This window comes from Streptosporangium sp. H13245 (genome assembly GCF_055690525.1).
The window spans coordinates 571,735-587,106 of record NZ_JBSZKT010000003.1; the positions used below are offsets into that span (position 1 = coordinate 571,735).

At 71.7% G+C, this 15,372-nt stretch carries 14 protein-coding genes; 4 read left to right on the forward strand and 10 right to left on the reverse strand.

Features of this window, described 5'->3' with window-relative positions:
* Positions 1 to 151 precede the first annotated feature (151 nt).
* From ACW9TB_RS09365 to ACW9TB_RS09395, 7 genes are all read right to left on the reverse strand, one after another.
* Positions 152 to 1,723, reverse strand: a complete 1,572-nt coding sequence (locus ACW9TB_RS09365) for a serine/threonine protein kinase (protein ID WP_472747532.1) — start codon at positions 1,721 to 1,723, stop codon at positions 152 to 154.
* Positions 1,723 to 3,345, reverse strand: a complete 1,623-nt coding sequence (locus ACW9TB_RS09370; protein ID WP_472747533.1) for a hypothetical protein — start codon at positions 3,343 to 3,345, stop codon at positions 1,723 to 1,725. The genes ACW9TB_RS09365 and ACW9TB_RS09370 overlap by 1 nt, the downstream gene beginning before the upstream one ends.
* Positions 3,346 to 3,650: 305 nt before the next feature.
* Positions 3,651 to 4,352, reverse strand: coding sequence for an adenosylcobinamide amidohydrolase (locus tag ACW9TB_RS09375; RefSeq protein WP_472747534.1), 702 nt, complete (start codon positions 4,350 to 4,352; stop codon positions 3,651 to 3,653).
* Positions 4,349 to 5,146: an ABC transporter ATP-binding protein gene (locus ACW9TB_RS09380; protein ID WP_472747535.1), complete on the reverse strand. Its 798-nt coding sequence runs from the start codon at positions 5,144 to 5,146 to the stop codon at positions 4,349 to 4,351. The genes ACW9TB_RS09375 and ACW9TB_RS09380 overlap by 4 nt, the downstream gene beginning before the upstream one ends.
* Positions 5,147 to 5,189: 43 nt before the next feature.
* Complete coding sequence (locus ACW9TB_RS09385; protein WP_472747596.1) at positions 5,190 to 6,203, reverse strand: FecCD family ABC transporter permease; 1,014 nt, start codon at positions 6,201 to 6,203, stop codon at positions 5,190 to 5,192.
* 74 nt (positions 6,204 to 6,277) lie between these two features.
* Positions 6,278 to 7,219 (reverse strand): ABC transporter substrate-binding protein, encoded by a 942-nt coding sequence (locus ACW9TB_RS09390; protein ID WP_472747536.1) that lies wholly within the window; start codon positions 7,217 to 7,219, stop codon positions 6,278 to 6,280.
* A gap of 318 nt (positions 7,220 to 7,537) precedes the next feature.
* Positions 7,538 to 8,392: a Gfo/Idh/MocA family protein gene (locus tag ACW9TB_RS09395; RefSeq protein WP_472747537.1), complete on the reverse strand. Its 855-nt coding sequence runs from the start codon at positions 8,390 to 8,392 to the stop codon at positions 7,538 to 7,540.
* Between the two features lie 117 nt (positions 8,393 to 8,509).
* Here ACW9TB_RS09395 and ACW9TB_RS09400 point away from each other — a divergent pair, with 117 nt between their 5' ends.
* Positions 8,510 to 9,091, forward strand: coding sequence for a histidine phosphatase family protein (locus ACW9TB_RS09400; protein WP_472747597.1), 582 nt, complete (start codon positions 8,510 to 8,512; stop codon positions 9,089 to 9,091).
* 156 nt (positions 9,092 to 9,247) lie between these two features.
* On the opposite strand, the gene ACW9TB_RS09405 is transcribed toward ACW9TB_RS09400, so the two are convergent.
* From ACW9TB_RS09405 to ACW9TB_RS09415, 3 genes are all read right to left on the reverse strand, one after another.
* Positions 9,248 to 9,490 (reverse strand): hypothetical protein, encoded by a 243-nt coding sequence (locus ACW9TB_RS09405; protein WP_472747538.1) that lies wholly within the window; start codon positions 9,488 to 9,490, stop codon positions 9,248 to 9,250.
* A 138-nt stretch (positions 9,491 to 9,628) separates the two neighbouring features.
* Entirely contained in the window at positions 9,629 to 9,865 is a 237-nt protein-coding gene (locus ACW9TB_RS09410; RefSeq protein ID WP_329092568.1) for a DUF397 domain-containing protein, read from the reverse strand.
* Positions 9,866 to 10,726, reverse strand: a complete 861-nt coding sequence (locus tag ACW9TB_RS09415) for a helix-turn-helix domain-containing protein (RefSeq protein WP_472747598.1) — start codon at positions 10,724 to 10,726, stop codon at positions 9,866 to 9,868. It abuts the gene before it with no gap.
* Between the two features lie 317 nt (positions 10,727 to 11,043).
* Between ACW9TB_RS09415 and ACW9TB_RS09420 the strand changes: the two genes are divergently transcribed.
* The 3 genes from ACW9TB_RS09420 (at position 11,044) to ACW9TB_RS09430 (ending at position 15,348) form a co-directional block, all read left to right on the forward strand.
* Positions 11,044 to 11,475 carry an ATP-binding protein gene (locus ACW9TB_RS09420; protein ID WP_472747539.1) on the forward strand — a complete coding sequence of 144 codons (432 nt, stop codon included), beginning with the start codon at positions 11,044 to 11,046 and terminating at the stop codon, positions 11,473 to 11,475.
* A 315-nt stretch (positions 11,476 to 11,790) separates the two neighbouring features.
* On the forward strand, positions 11,791 to 14,187 hold the full coding sequence (locus tag ACW9TB_RS09425) for a helicase-associated domain-containing protein (protein ID WP_472747540.1): 2,397 nt from the start codon (positions 11,791 to 11,793) through the stop codon (positions 14,185 to 14,187).
* A gap of 366 nt (positions 14,188 to 14,553) precedes the next feature.
* The gene (locus ACW9TB_RS09430) at positions 14,554 to 15,348 is read left to right on the forward strand and encodes an ABC transporter ATP-binding protein (RefSeq protein ID WP_472747541.1); all 795 of its coding nucleotides are present in this window, start codon (positions 14,554 to 14,556) and stop codon (positions 15,346 to 15,348) included.
* Positions 15,349 to 15,372 lie beyond the last annotated feature (24 nt).

The window sequence follows — 15,372 nt, forward strand, 5'->3', positions numbered from 1 at the left end:
GGGCGGACGAGGGTACCGAAGAGACCCGTGCGCGCCGGTGCCAGAGGGATGGGAGAACCGCCATGCGGGGAGACTAAAGCCTGGTGACCGTCTTGCCCATAGGACAAAACGCCCGGACAAGCCGCTCACAAGTGGGACACAAGTCAACGGATCAGAAGGTCGGGAACGAGACACTCCGCACGAACCGGTTGGCGACCGCGTCGTCACACCTGCCGGAGGCGCAGAAGTAGATCAGGAGAGCGGGCTCGTCCTGCCGCTCGACGACCCAGCCGGTGAACTCCAGCTGCCCGCCGCGCTGCGGGTCGGCGATCGTCCCCTGCAGGCGCGAGGCGTTGCGCCCGCCCACGCTCACCTGGACGACCTGGGAGAAGACGCTCACCGTTCCGGGAAGCGAGGACTGCAGGGTCTCCTGCAGCTGCTTGGCCGCGCTGAGCGGGTCGAGGGTGTCGAGGGTCTGCGCGTAGAAGCCGGTGGCGTCCTGCGGGGCGTCCTTGATGATCTCGTTCGCCGCGGCCCAGTCGGCGGTGACGGGGGTGGCGAACAGCGCGCGGAACTGCTCCACCTTCGGCGAGGCCGCCACGAACACGTCGGCGTGCGGCTGCAGGGTCCAGCCCTCGGGGTACTGGAAGGCGACCGGCACCGCGGGGGAGCCTCCGTACGCCGTCCAGCTGTCGCCGCCGCGCAGGAACGTCGCGAGCACCGCCACCAGTGCGACGATCGCCGTGATCGCCACGGCCGCGCCGATGAGGATGCCCTTCCCCGACGAGGGCTTCCTCGGCCCCTTCCGCTTCCCGGACACCTCGGTCGTCTCGGACGCCGCCGGTGCCGTTGCCGGTGACCGGGGGGCCTGCGCGAGCGGGTACGGCTGCCCGGCGCCGCTGATCGCGTCACGCAGGTCGGCGATGAACTGGCCGCAGGTGTCGTAGCGCTGCTCGGGCGACTTGGCCAGGGCCCGCATCATCACGCCGTCGACCTCGAGCGGCAGCTCGGGGCGGAGCGTGGTGAGCGGCGTGGGCGTCTCGGCGAGGTGCGCCCAGAGCAGGGCGATCTCGTTGTCGCGCTGGAAGGGCAGCCGCCCGGACAGGGCCTCGTATACCACGCAGGCCAGGCCGTACTGGTCGCAGCGGCCGTCGATGTGCTCCTTGTTGATCTGCTCGGGCGACATGTAGCGGGGGGTGCCGATGAACTGGTTGGTCTGGGTCAGCCCGGAGATCGAGGTGCGGTGCTTGGTGATGCCGAAGTCGGTGAGGTAGGCGTGGTCGCCCTCGGTGTGACCGGCGATCAGGATGTTGGCGGGCTTGACGTCGCGGTGGACCAGGTCGTGGGCGTGCGCCGTGTCGAGCGCGGCGGCCACCTGGGCGAAGATCCGGCTGACCTGACTGACCGGCATCGGGCCCCGGTCGTAGAAGAGCTTGCGCAGGTCGGGGCCGTCGACGTAGCGCATCGCGATGTAGAGGGTGCCGTCGTCGGCGGTGTCGGCCTCGTAGATCGGGATGATGTTGGGGTGGTCGATGCTCGCGACCGTGCGCGACTCCAGCACGAAGCGCTGGCGGAACCGGTCGTCCTCGCCGAGCAGCGGGTTGAGGATCTTCAGTGCCACCCGGCGGTTGAGCCTGGGGTCGATCGCGAGGTAGACGACGGCCATGCCGCCCTTGCCGATGATGTCCTCGATCTGGTATCCGGCCATCTCCCGGCCGATCAGCGCCCTGTCGTTCACGGACATCACGTCTTGGTCGGCTGGCCGCAGTAGCCGCAGAAGCTGTGGGCCGGGCCCAGCCGCATCCCGCAACCCGTGCAGTATTTCTGCACCACCGTGTCTCCGGGTTTCGCCCCCGGTCCCGTACCGGCCCCCGGGGCCGTGTTGTGCCCCGGAGCCGTGCTGTGACCCGGGTCGCGCGCCACCAGCACCGGCTGTCCTGGCGCGGTGGAGGAGATCTTGGGCAGCGCCGGGAAGGAGCGGCCGACGACGACCGTGGAGTCGGCCTGCTCGTCGAAGGCCGGTCGCGGCGGTGTCGGAACCGGGATCGGGATCGGCGGCGAGACCGGGACCGGGGGCCGGGTCTCCGCGGCCGGGACCGGCCCGGGATCGGGCTCGGGCTCCGGCGACCCGCGGCGCCAGAGCAGGATCGCGGTGGTCAGCACGGCCAGCACCAGCAGGCCGCCGCCGACGAGGAACGGCCACAGCGGCGTGCTCCCGGGCAGGCCGGTGGAGGCCGCCGCCGTCTTGGTGGCCTCGTCCTCGGCGGTGCCGCGCTTGGCCTGCGACGTCTTCAGGTGCGCCGCCGCCACGGTGTGGCCGGGGTAGAGCTCCAGCACGCGCTGGAAGGCGGGGACGGCGTCACCGTAGTAGTGGGTGTGGAAGCGGGTCAGCGCCTGCTCGAAGGCGGCGTCGATCGGGCCTCTGGCGGGCGCGACGTCCGCCTCGGCCAGGGCCTTGGTGACCTCGCGGACGCCGATCATCCGGGCGTCCTTGCCGCCGCCGACCAGCAGGCCGACGATCTCCCCCTTCTTGTCCTCGATCACCGGGCCGCCGAGCAGGCCCCTGTCGACCAGGGCGCCCAGCTTCTCCGGCTCGTTGGCCTTGTTCTGCGGGTCCTTGAACTCCCTGCCGCCCTCTCCGGCGCCGCCCGCCCGCAGGTGGGCGATGTCGACGGTCTCCGGCAGGTTCGCGGCGGGCCGCCCGGTGAACCCCGCGACCGCCACCGGCGAGCCCTCCTTGGCGGGCACCGCGGCGGCGAGCGGGGCGGTGGGCAGGCCCGCGCTCCCGTCGGCGCGGCCGACCGGCCTCAGCACCGCGGGGCTGTCGGGCCTGTCACCGGTACGGACGATCTCGGCCTTGAACCCCTCCTTGTCGGCGGGGGCGATGTTGGGGAAGACCGTGATCTCGGTGGTGACGTCGACGATGCAGGTGGCGGTGGGCTGCTTGGGCGGGTAGCACTCCTGCAGGTGGTGGTTGAGCTGGTCGTCCTTGAGCTTGTGCCGCTCGAAGTCCTCGGGGATCTTGACCTTGTGGTGCGCGGCGAAGATCTTGTTGGCGGCGTAGACCCGGACGTCGCGGTCGGTCTTGACCACCCGGGTGAGGGTGACCATCCCGCCGTCGGGGTTGACCACGGTGCCGGTGCCGCTGCCGATCGGCACCTCGTAGGAACGCTCCACATGCACCAGCTCGCCGATGTGGTCGAGCAAGGTGATGTCGACCCGCGCCGTGGCCTCGATCCTGACCACCGCGGGGGTCACCAGGTCGGTGATCCCACTGGGGTGCTCGTGGGCCAGGGCGGGAGCCACCCCGGCGATCGCTAAAGAGAGCCCGCCTAACACCGCCAGCGCCGAACCGAACCGCCGCATCGCCACTCCCTACCGGGGATAGGACCAGGGTCGCAAACAAGGGTGAACACGTGAACCGTCCAAACCCGCAGGCTTGACTTTCTTCTCGTCGTCACCCGTGAAAGGCCATGGGCGGGGCATCGCCACCCCGCTTCGACCATCCCGTTTTACGGCCTATCGTCACGCCCACGCCCCGTCGCGGACAGTTACGCAAAGTCTAATCCTGACCGGCCCTCCGGCGCGACAACGTATACCGCCCGAGACGGCCCACCTCTGCCCACACGCCATTTCCCGCGCCTTTTATCCCTAAATAGCCATAAATAGCATTAAATAGGCGATATATCACGGTTTGCCCATCGGTGGGCGCCCTGATGGACGGCGGCGCGCACCGCGCGGGCGATGCGGGCACCCCAGGTCGAGCGGGGGCCGCCGAAGAGTTCCCCGGGGTCTCCGGGGGCGGACTCGGGAGCGGCCACGCAGACGGCGTCGGAGGCGGTGCCGGTGCAGGGGAAACCGGCCTCCAGCAGCGCCTGGGTCTTGGCCTCGGTCACCGTCATGACCGCGTTGACGAGGGCGGCGTCGCTCATGGCGACCGGTACGGCGACGGCGATGTTGATCGTTCCCGGCAGGAGCATGGGGGCCAGCTCGGGGTCGGCGGCGCCCTCCGGGGCGGCGGCCCAGGTGGGGACGCGCAGGCCGACGGTCGCCACGGCCTCCGCTCCCCCGTCGTGGGCCCGGGTGAAGTGGTCGACCGACGCCGCGGTGAGCATGCCGACCCCGGGGCCCGGCGGGGCCATCTCCAGCAGGTGGTCCACCGGATCCATCCGCGAGTATCCGGCGACCACCTGCGCGTTGAGTATCCAGGCGGCCGGGCCGATGCCACCGCCGACCATGGCCGAGGAGATCGCCCGCCACCCGGGCCCGAACTCCCACAGCAACGAGGCCAGCCGCGCGCCGTCCTCGTCGCGATGGCTCAACCTCAGCGCGGCCCCGTGTGTGCCCCGGGCCGGACCCGGGGACCCGCTCACGAACGCTCCAAAGGACGCTCCACGGGACGTTCCAGGTGGACCTCCGGCCTGCCGCCGGGACCGGTCGCGACCCGGACGCGGGCGTCGAAGTGCTCGCCGATCAGCTCCCCCGTCAGCACCTCGGCCGGACTGCCCGAGGCGGCCACCCGGCCGCCCGAGAGCAGCATCATCGAGTCGGCGTACTGACCCGCGAGGCTCAGGTCGTGCAGGGTCGTGACGACGGTCAGCCCGTCGGCCAGGCGGAGCCGGTCCACGAGCTCCAGCACCTGCTGCTGGTGTCCCAGGTCGAGGGCCGTGGTGGGCTCGTCCAGCAGGAGCACCGGGGCCTGCTGGGCCAGCGCCCTGGCGAGCACGACGCGCTGGCGCTCGCCGCCGGACAGGCGGGCGAGCGGGCGGGCGGCGAGTGGCGACAGGTCCAGCCGCTCCAGCACCGACGCGGTCACCTCCCGGTCGTGACGGCTCTCGCGGCCCAGGTAGGGGATGTACGGGGTGCGGCCGAGCAGGGCGTAGTCGAACACGGTCATGTCGGCCGGCAGCGCCGGGGACTGCGGGGCGCAGGCCAGCAGCCTGGCCCGTTCCCTGGCGCCGAGCCGCCTGAGCGGCGTGTCGTCGACGAGCACCTCTCCCCCGAAGGGCAGCACCCCGGCCAGGGCCCGCAGCAGCGTGGACTTGCCCGCGCCGTTGGCGCCGATGACGGCCAGCCAGTCGCCGTCCCGTACGTCGAGCTCGACGCCGGACAGCACCGTGCGCCGGTCCAGCACGACCGACAGGTCCCTCACCACGAGGTGACTCACCGCTCTCCCCTCCGCCTCTCCCGCCTGTACGGGCCCCCGCGGCTCACGTCTCCACCCGGCGGGTCACGCGCAGCACGGCCACGAAGAACGGCGCCCCGACGAAGGCGGTGACTACCCCGATGGGCAGCTCGGCGGGGGCGAGCACGGTCCTGGCGATCAGGTCTGCGAGGACCAGGAAGGCGGCCCCGCCGATCAGCGAGATCGGCAGCACGATCCGGTACGACGCCCCGGCCAGGCGGCGGACCACGTGCGGCACGACGATGCCGACGAAGCCGATCAGCCCGCTGACCGCGACGGCCGCCGCGGTGGCCAGGGAGGCGGCGAGCAGCACGACGAGGCGGACGCGGGCGGCGTTCAGGCCGAGGGTGACCGCCTCGTCGTCGCCGACCGAGAGCACGTCGAGGAGCCTGCCGTGAAGCAGCATGACCGTCACCGAGACGACGGCGTACGGGGCGACGAGCGTGACCTGGCCCCAGCCGCCGCCGACGTCGCCGAGGATCCAGGCGTAGATGCGCTGGAGCTCCTCCACCCGCAGCTGCTGCAGGAACGTCTGGATGGCGGTGAGGAAGGACGTGACCGCGACGCCCGCGAGAACCAGCGTGGCGGTGCCGCCGCCCCGGCCCGCCACGCTGCCCAGCGCGTAGGCGAGCAGCACGCCGCCGACGGCCCCGGCGAAGGCCGCGGCGGGGATGCCGATCGCCTCGACGTCGCCACCGGTGAAGACGATCGCCGCCGTGGTCGTCAGACCGGCGCCCGCGGCGGCTCCCAGCAGGTAGGGGTCGGCGAGCGGGTTGCGGAAGACGCCCTGGTAACCGGCTCCGGCGACGGCCAGCAGGCCGCCGACGATCGCGGCGAGCAGGACCCGGGGCAGCCGCAGCTCGGTCAGCAGGCCCAGCTCGACCGGGGCCAGCCCCGAGTCCGCCGAGACGAACGGCAGCCAGTCGAGCAGCTGGAGCATCACGCCGCGCGGCGCGATGCCCGCCGCGCCGGCCAGCAGCCCGGCGAGCATGCTCGCCAGGAGCACCCCCACGGCCGAGAGCGTCACCAGCGGGCTCAGCCTGGCCGCCCGCCTCCCCCGGGCACCGGCCTCCCGGGCCTCGGCGGGATCTTTCACGCCGACGCCGGTGCCGGTCAGCGCGCCGCCTTCTGGACGGCGTCGCCGACCTGCCTGGCGAGGTCGACGACGCGCGGCCCCCAGCGGGAGGCGACGTCGTCGTCGAGGGGGACGACCCGGTCGTTCTTGACGGCGGAGAGCTTGGACCAGCCGGGACGCTTGGCGAGGGTGTCCCTGGACTGGCCGCAGCACTTGGTGTCGGCCAGGAAGACGAGGTCGGGGTCGGCCTGGGCGACGAACTCGGCGGACAGCTTGGGGTAGCCACCGGCCGCGTCGGGCGCCTTGTCGGCGATGTTGGTCATGCCGAACAGCCCGTAGATCTGGCCGATGAAGGTGGTGGAGGTGGCCGAGTAGGGGGTGGTGTCCAGCTCGTGGTAGTAGGTGAGCTTCGCGTCCTTCGGCGCGGCGGCGGTGATCTCGTCGAGCTGCTTTCTCATCCCGGCGACGAGCTCGGCGGCCCCGTCGCCGTTGCCGGTGGCGGCGCCGAGGTCGGTGATCTGGTCGTAGGCCTCGTCGAGTTTGGTCGCGGCGGGCTCCAGCAGCACGGGGACGCCGACCTTGCCCAGCGCGGCCACGACGCTGTCGGCGTCGTTGGCGACCACGACCAGGTCGGGCTTCCTGGCGATGATCGCCTCCACGTTCGGCTTGAAGCCGGACAGGTCGCTCTTCGGCGCCTCGGCGGGATGGTTGGACTGGTCGTCCACCGCCACGACCTGCGGTCCGGCGCCGATCGCGAACAGGCTCTCGGTGGCGCTGGGCGACAGCGAGACGATCCGCTCGGGCTTCTTGGCGACGGCGACGGGGCCGTTGCCCGCCTCGACGGTGACGGGGAACCCCGCCGCCGAGGGCGTGGCCGCCGTGGTCGCGGAGGCGGAAGTGGAGGGGGAACTCTGGCCGCACCCGGCCAGGGTGAGGGCGGCGAGCAGGGCACCGGCGAGGGCGCTGTGTACGGGCCTCACTCGAGGTCCTTTCAGTTGCCGGAACCGAGGGACCCAGCGAAGACGGGTCACCCTTTTCCACGAGGGTCGGCGTCGACACGGCGGAGGCGACCTGGCTCGGCCCTCGGGGGCCATGACAGTTGCGGGACAGCGCCGGGCTCACACCGGACTTCGCTCACGCCGTGCGTCAGAGGAACGGTATCAACCTCCCCGGGCGTCCCCCCAGGGTCCCCGGAGTCATCGATGTCCCCGGTGTCCCCGGTTTCCCGCCGCCGGGGCGCCCGGCGCTCTCCGGCGAAGCCGCTCCCTGGCTGAGCCGCCCCTCAACCGAGCCGCTCCTCAGCCGAGCTGCTCCTCGGCGGCGGCGATGATCTCCTGGAGGCGCAGGCCGTGCGCGGCGTCCAGGGGGTGGCCGCCGCCGCGCCGTACGGTCAGCGCGAACTCGGTGAGCATGAGGGAGAAGACGTTGGAGCCCAGCCGGGTGCCGTCGAGGGACTCCCTGCCGAGACGCCCGTAGATCTCGACGTCGGAGGGCGGGTTCTCGCCCGGCACGCTCATGCACAGCGACGCCTCGCTGACCGCGCCGGTCTCGTGTTCGAGCAGCAGGCCGACCCAGCCCAGCGGGTTGCCGTGCGCCCGGACCCCGACGACCCTGCCGAGCGCCGCGTCCAGCATGTCGATCATGTGCGGGCCGACGTCGAGGACCGCGCCGCGCTCCAGCCGCCAGGAGGTGGCGAAGGCCCCGCCGAGCATCGCCCCGGAGATGTTGGCCGCCCGCCCGCCGAACGGCTCGATGGCCGACACCCTGGCCAGGAAGGCGCGGGTGGCGGGCGAGTAACGCCAGGTGAGGACCATCTGCGAGGCCACCCCCGCCTCGGCGACGGCCTCGGCCAGCCGCCGGGCCCCGTCCAGGTCCGCGGCGAGCGGTTTCTCCAGCAGCAGCGCCTTGCCCGCCTTGGCGGCGCGCACCCCCAGCTCGGCCTGTACGGCGGGCGGCACCGAGAACGCGACCGCCTCGCAGTGGTCGAAGAGCTCTTCGATCCGCTCGAAGACCGGGGCGCCGAACCTGGCCGCGGCCTCGGGGCGGCGGGCCCACACGCCCGCCAGACGCGTGTTCGGACCAGCCGCCAGCATCGGCGCGTGCACCATCTCGGCCCACGGTCCGGCGCCTACCAGACCCACAGATAACGTCACCGATCCAGTTTCGCACGCTCCCCCACCGTGATCGCGTGCTCCGGGCGGTGTGCCATGCCCGCCGCCTATGAGCCGCCGACGACCGGCGACCTCCGTACCGGCATGATGGTGAACACCATGAACCAGATGACTCTGCTGCGGCACGGCGAGACCGAATGGAGCCGGGACGGCCGGCACACCGGGCTCACCGACCTGCCGCTCACCGCCAAGGGCGAGGACCAGGCGCGGGCGCTGGCCCCGCTGGTCGCGGGCCGGACGTTCGACCTGGCCCTGGTGAGCCCGGCCGGTCGCGCGAGGGAGACCGCCGAGCTGGCCGGGATCGGGGACTACGAGACCGAGCCCGACCTGTGGGAGTGGGACTACGGCGGCTACGAGGGCGTCACCACCGCCACGATCCGCGAGAGCCGCCCCGGCTGGTACCTGTGGCGCGACGGCGTCGTCCCCGGCGACGCCGGTCATCCCGGTGAGAGCGCGGAGCAGGTCGGCGCCCGCGCCGACCGGGTGATCGCCCGCGCCGGAGCCGTGGAGGGCGACGTGCTCCTGGTCGCCCACGGTCACTTCCTGCGGGTGCTGTGCGCCCGCTGGCTCGGGCTGTCCCCTCGGGACGGGCGTCTCTTCCGCCTGGACACCGGGACCTACTCCCGGCTCGGCTTCGAGCACGGCGAGCCGGTGGTCCTCGCCTGGAACGCCCCCGTCTGACCCCTGGGGGCTCAGGCCGGAGGGGGACGGGAACCGGAGGGCCTCGCGCCCCGGCCGGGCGTGGTCACGCCGTACGGCGCGAAGGTCTTGCTCAAGCGGAGGTCTCGCTCAAGCGGAGGTCTTACTCAGGAGGTCTTCCTCAAGCGGCGGCCTTGCTCAGGCGGCGGCCGCGGCGGGCTGGGGGCCGCGGCCGGTCAGCCATTCGAGGACCTTGCGATGACCGTGGCAGGCGTCCTCGAAGTGCCCCCAGCGCCAGTAGCGCGGCTGGTCGCGCACTCCGGTGACCCATGTGCGGTAGGACACCGGAGTGGGCGTACCCTCCCCTGTCGCCACCGAGGCGACGCCGTAAGTGCGAATCACGACGCGCCCGCCCGGTGCGAACAGTACGTCGTCGGCCACCGGGTACAAGGTCATCTGGTCGAGCACGGTTTGAGCCCCCAATCACTGTGATCTCAAACTCTTCCGTGCCGATCCACTCCCCCGGTTACATCACCGGCGCGCCACGGTTAACCCGGCGGCCCCGATGTAAAAACGGTGTTACACCGTCAGGCCGTCGAACTCCCCATCCTTCACCCCGAGCACCAGGGCGCGAATCTCGTCCCGGGTGTAGATCAGGGCAGGCCCCTCGGGGAAACGCGAGTTGCGGACCGCGATACTGCCATCCGACAGTTCGGCCAGTTCGACGCAGTTACCCGTTGAGTTGCTGTGGCGGCTCTTGCGCCAGCTGGCCCCGGCAAGGTCAGTGGCTGGCATGCCGTTGTAGGTCTGCTTCATTTACATCTCTCTGAGAAGGTCGCCGAGGATCTCGGCGGTGCCCCCGGGCGTGGTGCTTTCCACGCACAACTGCTCCATGGCCGTGAGGTACGGATCGATATCCTCACGTTTGTCCAGGTAGAGGGCACCCCAGAGCTGCTCGACATAGACGACGTCCGACAGATCGGACTCGGGAAACCGCAAGATGCTGAACGCACCACCCTCGGCCGCGTGCATGCCGAATCGGAAGGGCATCACCTGAAGGGTGATGTTGGGAAGCGTGGACACTTCCAGCAGGTGCTGGAGCTGCTCACGCATGATCTCCTTGCCTCCGATGGGACGCCTCAGGGCCGCCTCGTCGATGACCGCCCACAACCGGGGGCCGTCCTTCTTCGTCAGGCGATCCTGCCGCTGCATGCGCATATGCACACGACGCTCGATCTCCGCCTCCGGCACGTCCGGGTAGCCCAACCGGATCACGGTTCGCGCGTAGGCGGACGTCTGCAGCAGGCCGGGAATGAACTGCACCTCGTAGGTGCGGATCATGTTCGTCGCCTCCTCCAGCCCCACGTAGGTGGTGAACCAGTGCGGCAACAGGTCGCCGTACTTGTGCCACCAGCCCGGGGTGTTCGCCTCGCGGACCATCTCCAGCAGGCCGCGCCGTTCTGCGTCGTCGAGCACGCCGTACAGGGTGAGCAGGTCTTCCACGTCACGCGTCTTGAAGCCGACGCGGCCGAGTTCCATGCGGCTGATCTTGGACTCCGAGGCGCGGATGTGAAATCCCGCCACCTCACGGGCAAGTCCCTTCTCCTCACGCAGCCGGCGCAGACTCGCGCCGAGCATGATTCGCCGAACGGTGGAACCGGTACCGGGCGGATCCATGGACACGTGGTGCTCCTCGCTCGCTTTCCTGATCGACAGTCTGTCACTTCATGGCCTAAGAATCCTTGGCCACGACCAAGATCCCCTTTCGTCCGGAAATCACCCAATCAGGGGTAACGGTAGCGGTTGCACAGGCCTTATGCACGTGCATTCGCTCTTGCACCTGCACGGGAGTTTGCAGCATGATGACGGCTGTGCAGTCCGCCCAAACCGCGCCCCCCCGAGCGTCAACGTCATGGACGGCGCTCGACTGGTGGCCCCCCGCCGGCTGGTGGCCCGATTCCGCGCGCGATCTTCTTCCTGGATCCCCGGCGACCATGGCCAGCGCCACCTTCGTCCTCCCGCCGCACGCCGAGTCCGTCCACTCCGCCCGCAGCTTCGCGACGGGCACCCTCACCGGCTGGAACCTCGGTGAGCTGGGCGAGAACATGGAGCTGGTGGTCTCGGAGCTGGCGACCAACGCCTTCAGGCACGGCCTGAGACTCGCCGAGTCCCGGGCCAGGGAGCCGATCAGGCTCTCCCTGCTCCGGCGGGGCGGGCTCGTCGCCTGCACACTCAACGACCCGGGTGCCGGCTTCCCCGCGCTCCGCGATCCCTGCCCCCTCGACATCGGCGGCCTCGGGCTGCACATCGTCGAGTCGCTGAGCCTCCGCTGGGGCTGGGCACCGCTGGCCCCGTACGGCAAGATCGTGTGGGCCGTCCTCAGGACCGGCCTCCGCGAGGAGCCCGACCCCCTCGACCACCCCTAGTCCCCTCCCGGGGCGGACCTCCGAGCGCCCCGGGATCCCGAGGTTTTCCAGGACTCCGACGACCTTCTCCGTTTTCCAGGGCCTCTACCGAACCTCTCCCGAACGGCGCCACCCCTTCCCTTGAGAGGCGCCGACCGGTCCCGGGGCCGCCACCCCTTCCGCCTCGCGGCCCCGGGACCGGCCAGAACCGGACGGAGAGCTTTATAACGCATCGCATTCTGCGCGGTGGACACCGTCAGAGATGCCCTCTGCATTACCGTGGATGTTTATGGCTCACGGAGAGTCCCCGCGCGAGATTCCTGAGAGAGCTGCGAGATGGACGATCACCTGCTCGGCTGGTTGAAAACCCTCGACGAAGAACGGCTCGCCCGAGTTCTGGCCAACCGGCTGGACGCCATCGCCCCACCGTGGCCGCGCCGCCTGGACACCCTGGCGCAGCGGCTGGGCAACGGGTTCGCGGTGATGGAGGTCATGCGTGTCCTGCCGCTGCCCTCCCTGGAGGTGGCGCAGGCGTCACTGGCCCTCGGCGAGCGGGCAGGACCGGAGACGGTGGCCCGGTTCATGGGCGTGCCCGAGACCGAGGTGGCACCCTGGTTCGACCTGCTGTACGACCACGCGCTGGCGTGGCCGGACGGCGAGGGCCACATCCGCGTGGCCGAGGGGGTCGCCCGGTGGTGGACGGCGCCCTGCGGGCTCGGTGAGCCGCTCCCGCACTACCTGAACTCCTGGACGGTCAGCGCCGACGCGCTGCGCGGGCTGGCCAGGACCCTCGGCCTGCCGCACGGTCCCAAGCGGCGTACGGTCACCAGGGTCACCGAGATCCTCTCCGACCCGGGGCGGGTGACCGCGCTGCTGGAGAAGGCCCCGGAGGGCGCGAGGCGGCTGCTGGAGGAGTTCGCCTGGGACGGCCCGGTCCGCGACGTGGACGGCGGCAGGTTCGTGGTGCCCGGCGCCCCCGAGAAGTGGGCGGCCGACCACGGGCTGCTCTTCCGTCCGAGCTGGAACGTGGCCGAGATGCCCCGCGAGGTGGCGCTCGCGCTGCGCGGCCCCGACTACCACCCTCCCTTCACCCCCTTCCCGCCCGACCTCGCCACCCTCCCCGTCGACCCCGAGGCCGTCGACCACCTGATGACGCTGGCCGCCCCGCACGTGGTGGAGCGCTGCGCCGCTATGCTGGAGAACACCGCGAAGTTCCCGCTGCCGCTGCTCAAGGCGGGCGGGGTCGGGGTACGCGAGGTCCGGCGGGTGGCCAAGGACACCGGCTGCGACGAGGACGAGACCCGGCTGCTGCTCGAGGTGAGCGCGGTGGCCAGGCTGCTGGCCTGGGACGAGTCGGCCGGCGGGCTGGTGCCCACGGAGAAGTTCGACCGCTGGCGGCTCGACGACGCCGCCGCCAGGCTCAGGGTGCTGCTGTCGGCGTGGTGGCGGATGGAGCGCTCGTCGCTGCGGAAGGTCGACGGCAAGTACGGCACGGTGCTCGGCGACGACCCGGCCGGAGCCATGGTCGCCCGCGCCCGGAGGGCGGTGCTCGCCGTGCTGGCCCGCCTGCCCGCCAGCACGGCGTGCACCGACCGGGCGGGGCTGGTCAGGTCCGCGCACTGGCACGCCCCGCTGCTGGACCAGTCGCTGCTGGCCGAGTGCGCCCCCGCCGTACTGGAGGAGGCCCGCATGCTCGGGCTGGTCGCCCTCGACACGATCACCGACCTCGGCCGGGCGATGGCCGGGCTGGACGCCTTCCCCGGTGACGAGATCGACGACTCGGCGCCCATCGTGGAGAACGACCCCGTGCTGGTCGAGTGCTCCACCAGGGCGCTGGCCAGCGTGCGGCGGAGCGCGCTCTTCGGCGCCGATCTCACCGCCGTGGTGACCGGCCCGCCCGCCGGTGAGCTCGCCGAGCTGCTCGACCGGGCCGCCGAACGCGAGTCGCGGGGCGCGGCCTCGGTGTGGCGGTTCACCCCGGCCAGCGTGCGCCGGGCCATGGACTCCGGCTACACCGCCGAGGGCCTGCTCGCGGACCTCGCGGAGGTGGGCACGGTGCCGCAGCCCCTCGACTACCTGATACACGACGTGGCCAGGCGGCACGGCGAGGTCACGGTGACCACGGTCGCCTGCATCGTGCAGGCCTCCGACCCGGCGCTGCTGGCCGAGATCGCCGGGCACCGGCGGCTGGGCAGGCTGGGCCTGCGGCTGCTCGCCCCGACCGTGCTGGCCAGCTCGATGCCGGCCGACAAGACCCTGGCGGCGCTGAGGGAGAACGGCTACGCGCCGGTGCCGATCGAGGACACCGGTGAGATCACCATCCGCAGGGCCCGCGTCGAGGAGCCGCAGAACGGGCGGCTGATCCTGCTTCCCGGCGGCCGGGTGGCCGAGTTCGAGCAGCCTTCGTACCCGCTGGTGGAGCCACCTCCCGATCCGCGCGAGCACGCCCAGCGCCTGCTCGTCGCCGAGGGCGAGGCCTCCCAGACCACCGGCAGGACGTGGGCGGTCATCGGCCGCATGGCCTCCCGCCTGCCGACCGCCCAGCAGTCGCTGCTCGGCTTCGTCGTCGACCGTGGCGTACGGGCGGCGATCACGCTGACCGACGGCCTGACCGCCACCATCAGCCACGGCGAGCTGCGCAGCGGCGTGCTCGACGCGTGGTGCGAGGAGGCGGGCGACTACCTGGAGTTCCCGCTGGCCGACATCGTCGAGGTTCGCGGCACCTACGCCTGACCCGCCCGTACGACGCCCGGATCCGCGGTGGCCGGGTCAGAGCTTCCCGGCCTTGGCGAGGCCGGTGTGGAGCCGCTCCGGCACGTCGGCGTAGCCCTGGTAGCCGTAGCGCTCCTCGGCGTGCCACGGGTAGACGTCTCCGTTCCGCTCCCGCACACGGCCACGAACCCTCGCCGGGGCAGGGCAGGTAGGGACATTTCCCACTCTAAAGGATAGGCTTACCTAACCAATACGGCGAAGAGGGATACCTGGTGAGCGGGGCCGGTGTGGCCACGGCCGCGTCCGAGACAGCCGGAGCGGCGCCCGGTGGCACCGGCGGCCGGGCCGCCGGCCGTACCCGGTGTCTCCACTCCGGAGGGAACGACGTTGAGACTGTACGGCACCGGACTGACGCTCTCCTACGACAAGCGCGTGGTGGCCAGTGACCTGGACGTCACGATCCCCGACGGATCGTTCACCGTGATCATCGGCCCCAACGCGTGCGGCAAGTCCACCATGCTGCGCGCCCTGGCCCGCATGCTCAAACCCCGCGCCGGGACGGTCCTCCTCGACGGGGCCGTGATCACCTCGCTGCCGTCCAAGGAGGTGGCGCGCAGGCTGGGCCTGTTGCCGCAGAGCTCGATCGTGCCCGACGGCATCACGGTCGCCGACCTGGTGGGCCGGGGCCGCTACCCGCACCAGCGGCTGATGCGGCAGTGGTCCCGCGAGGACGAGGTCGCGGTGGCGGCGGCCATGGAGTCCACCGACGTGACCGGGCTGGCGGACCGCTGCGTGGACGAGCTGTCCGGCGGCCAGCGCCAGCGGGTCTGGCTGGCCATGGCGCTGGCCCAGGAGACCCCGATCCTGCTGCTCGACGAGCCGACGACCTTCCTGGACATCGCCCACCAGATCGAGGTGCTCGACCTCTGCGCCGACCTGCACGAGCAGGGCAGGACCCTGGTCGCCGTACTGCACGACCTGAACCAGGCCTGCCGCTACGCCACCCACCTGATCGTGATGCGTGACGGCCGGATCGTCGCCGAGGGCGACCCCTCCTCGATCGTCACGGCCGCGCTGGTGGAGGAGGTCTTCGAGCTGCGCTGCGAGATCATCGAGGACCCGCAGAGCGGTACCCCGCTGATCGTCCCCGAGACCCGCCGCCGCGCCCCGGCGCGCGCGTAGTCCCCGCGTCCCCGCGCGCACGCG

What these genes read in the sequence shown, in the direction of transcription:
- ACW9TB_RS09365 (WP_472747532.1), bottom strand. Translation starts at nt 1,723, where the DNA reads ATGTCCGTGAACGACAGGGCGCTGATCGGCCGGGAGATGGCCGGATAC.
- ACW9TB_RS09370 (WP_472747533.1), bottom strand. Translation starts at nt 3,345, where the DNA reads ATGCGGCGGTTCGGTTCGGCGCTGGCGGTGTTAGGCGGGCTCTCTTTA.
- ACW9TB_RS09400 (WP_472747597.1), top strand. Translation starts at nt 8,510, where the DNA reads ATGAACCAGATGACTCTGCTGCGGCACGGCGAGACCGAATGGAGCCGG.
- ACW9TB_RS09410 (WP_329092568.1), bottom strand. Translation starts at nt 9,865, where the DNA reads ATGAAGCAGACCTACAACGGCATGCCAGCCACTGACCTTGCCGGGGCC.
- ACW9TB_RS09415 (WP_472747598.1), bottom strand. Translation starts at nt 10,726, where the DNA reads ATGGATCCGCCCGGTACCGGTTCCACCGTTCGGCGAATCATGCTCGGC.
- ACW9TB_RS09420 (WP_472747539.1), top strand. Translation starts at nt 11,044, where the DNA reads ATGGCCAGCGCCACCTTCGTCCTCCCGCCGCACGCCGAGTCCGTCCAC.
- ACW9TB_RS09425 (WP_472747540.1), top strand. Translation starts at nt 11,791, where the DNA reads ATGGACGATCACCTGCTCGGCTGGTTGAAAACCCTCGACGAAGAACGG.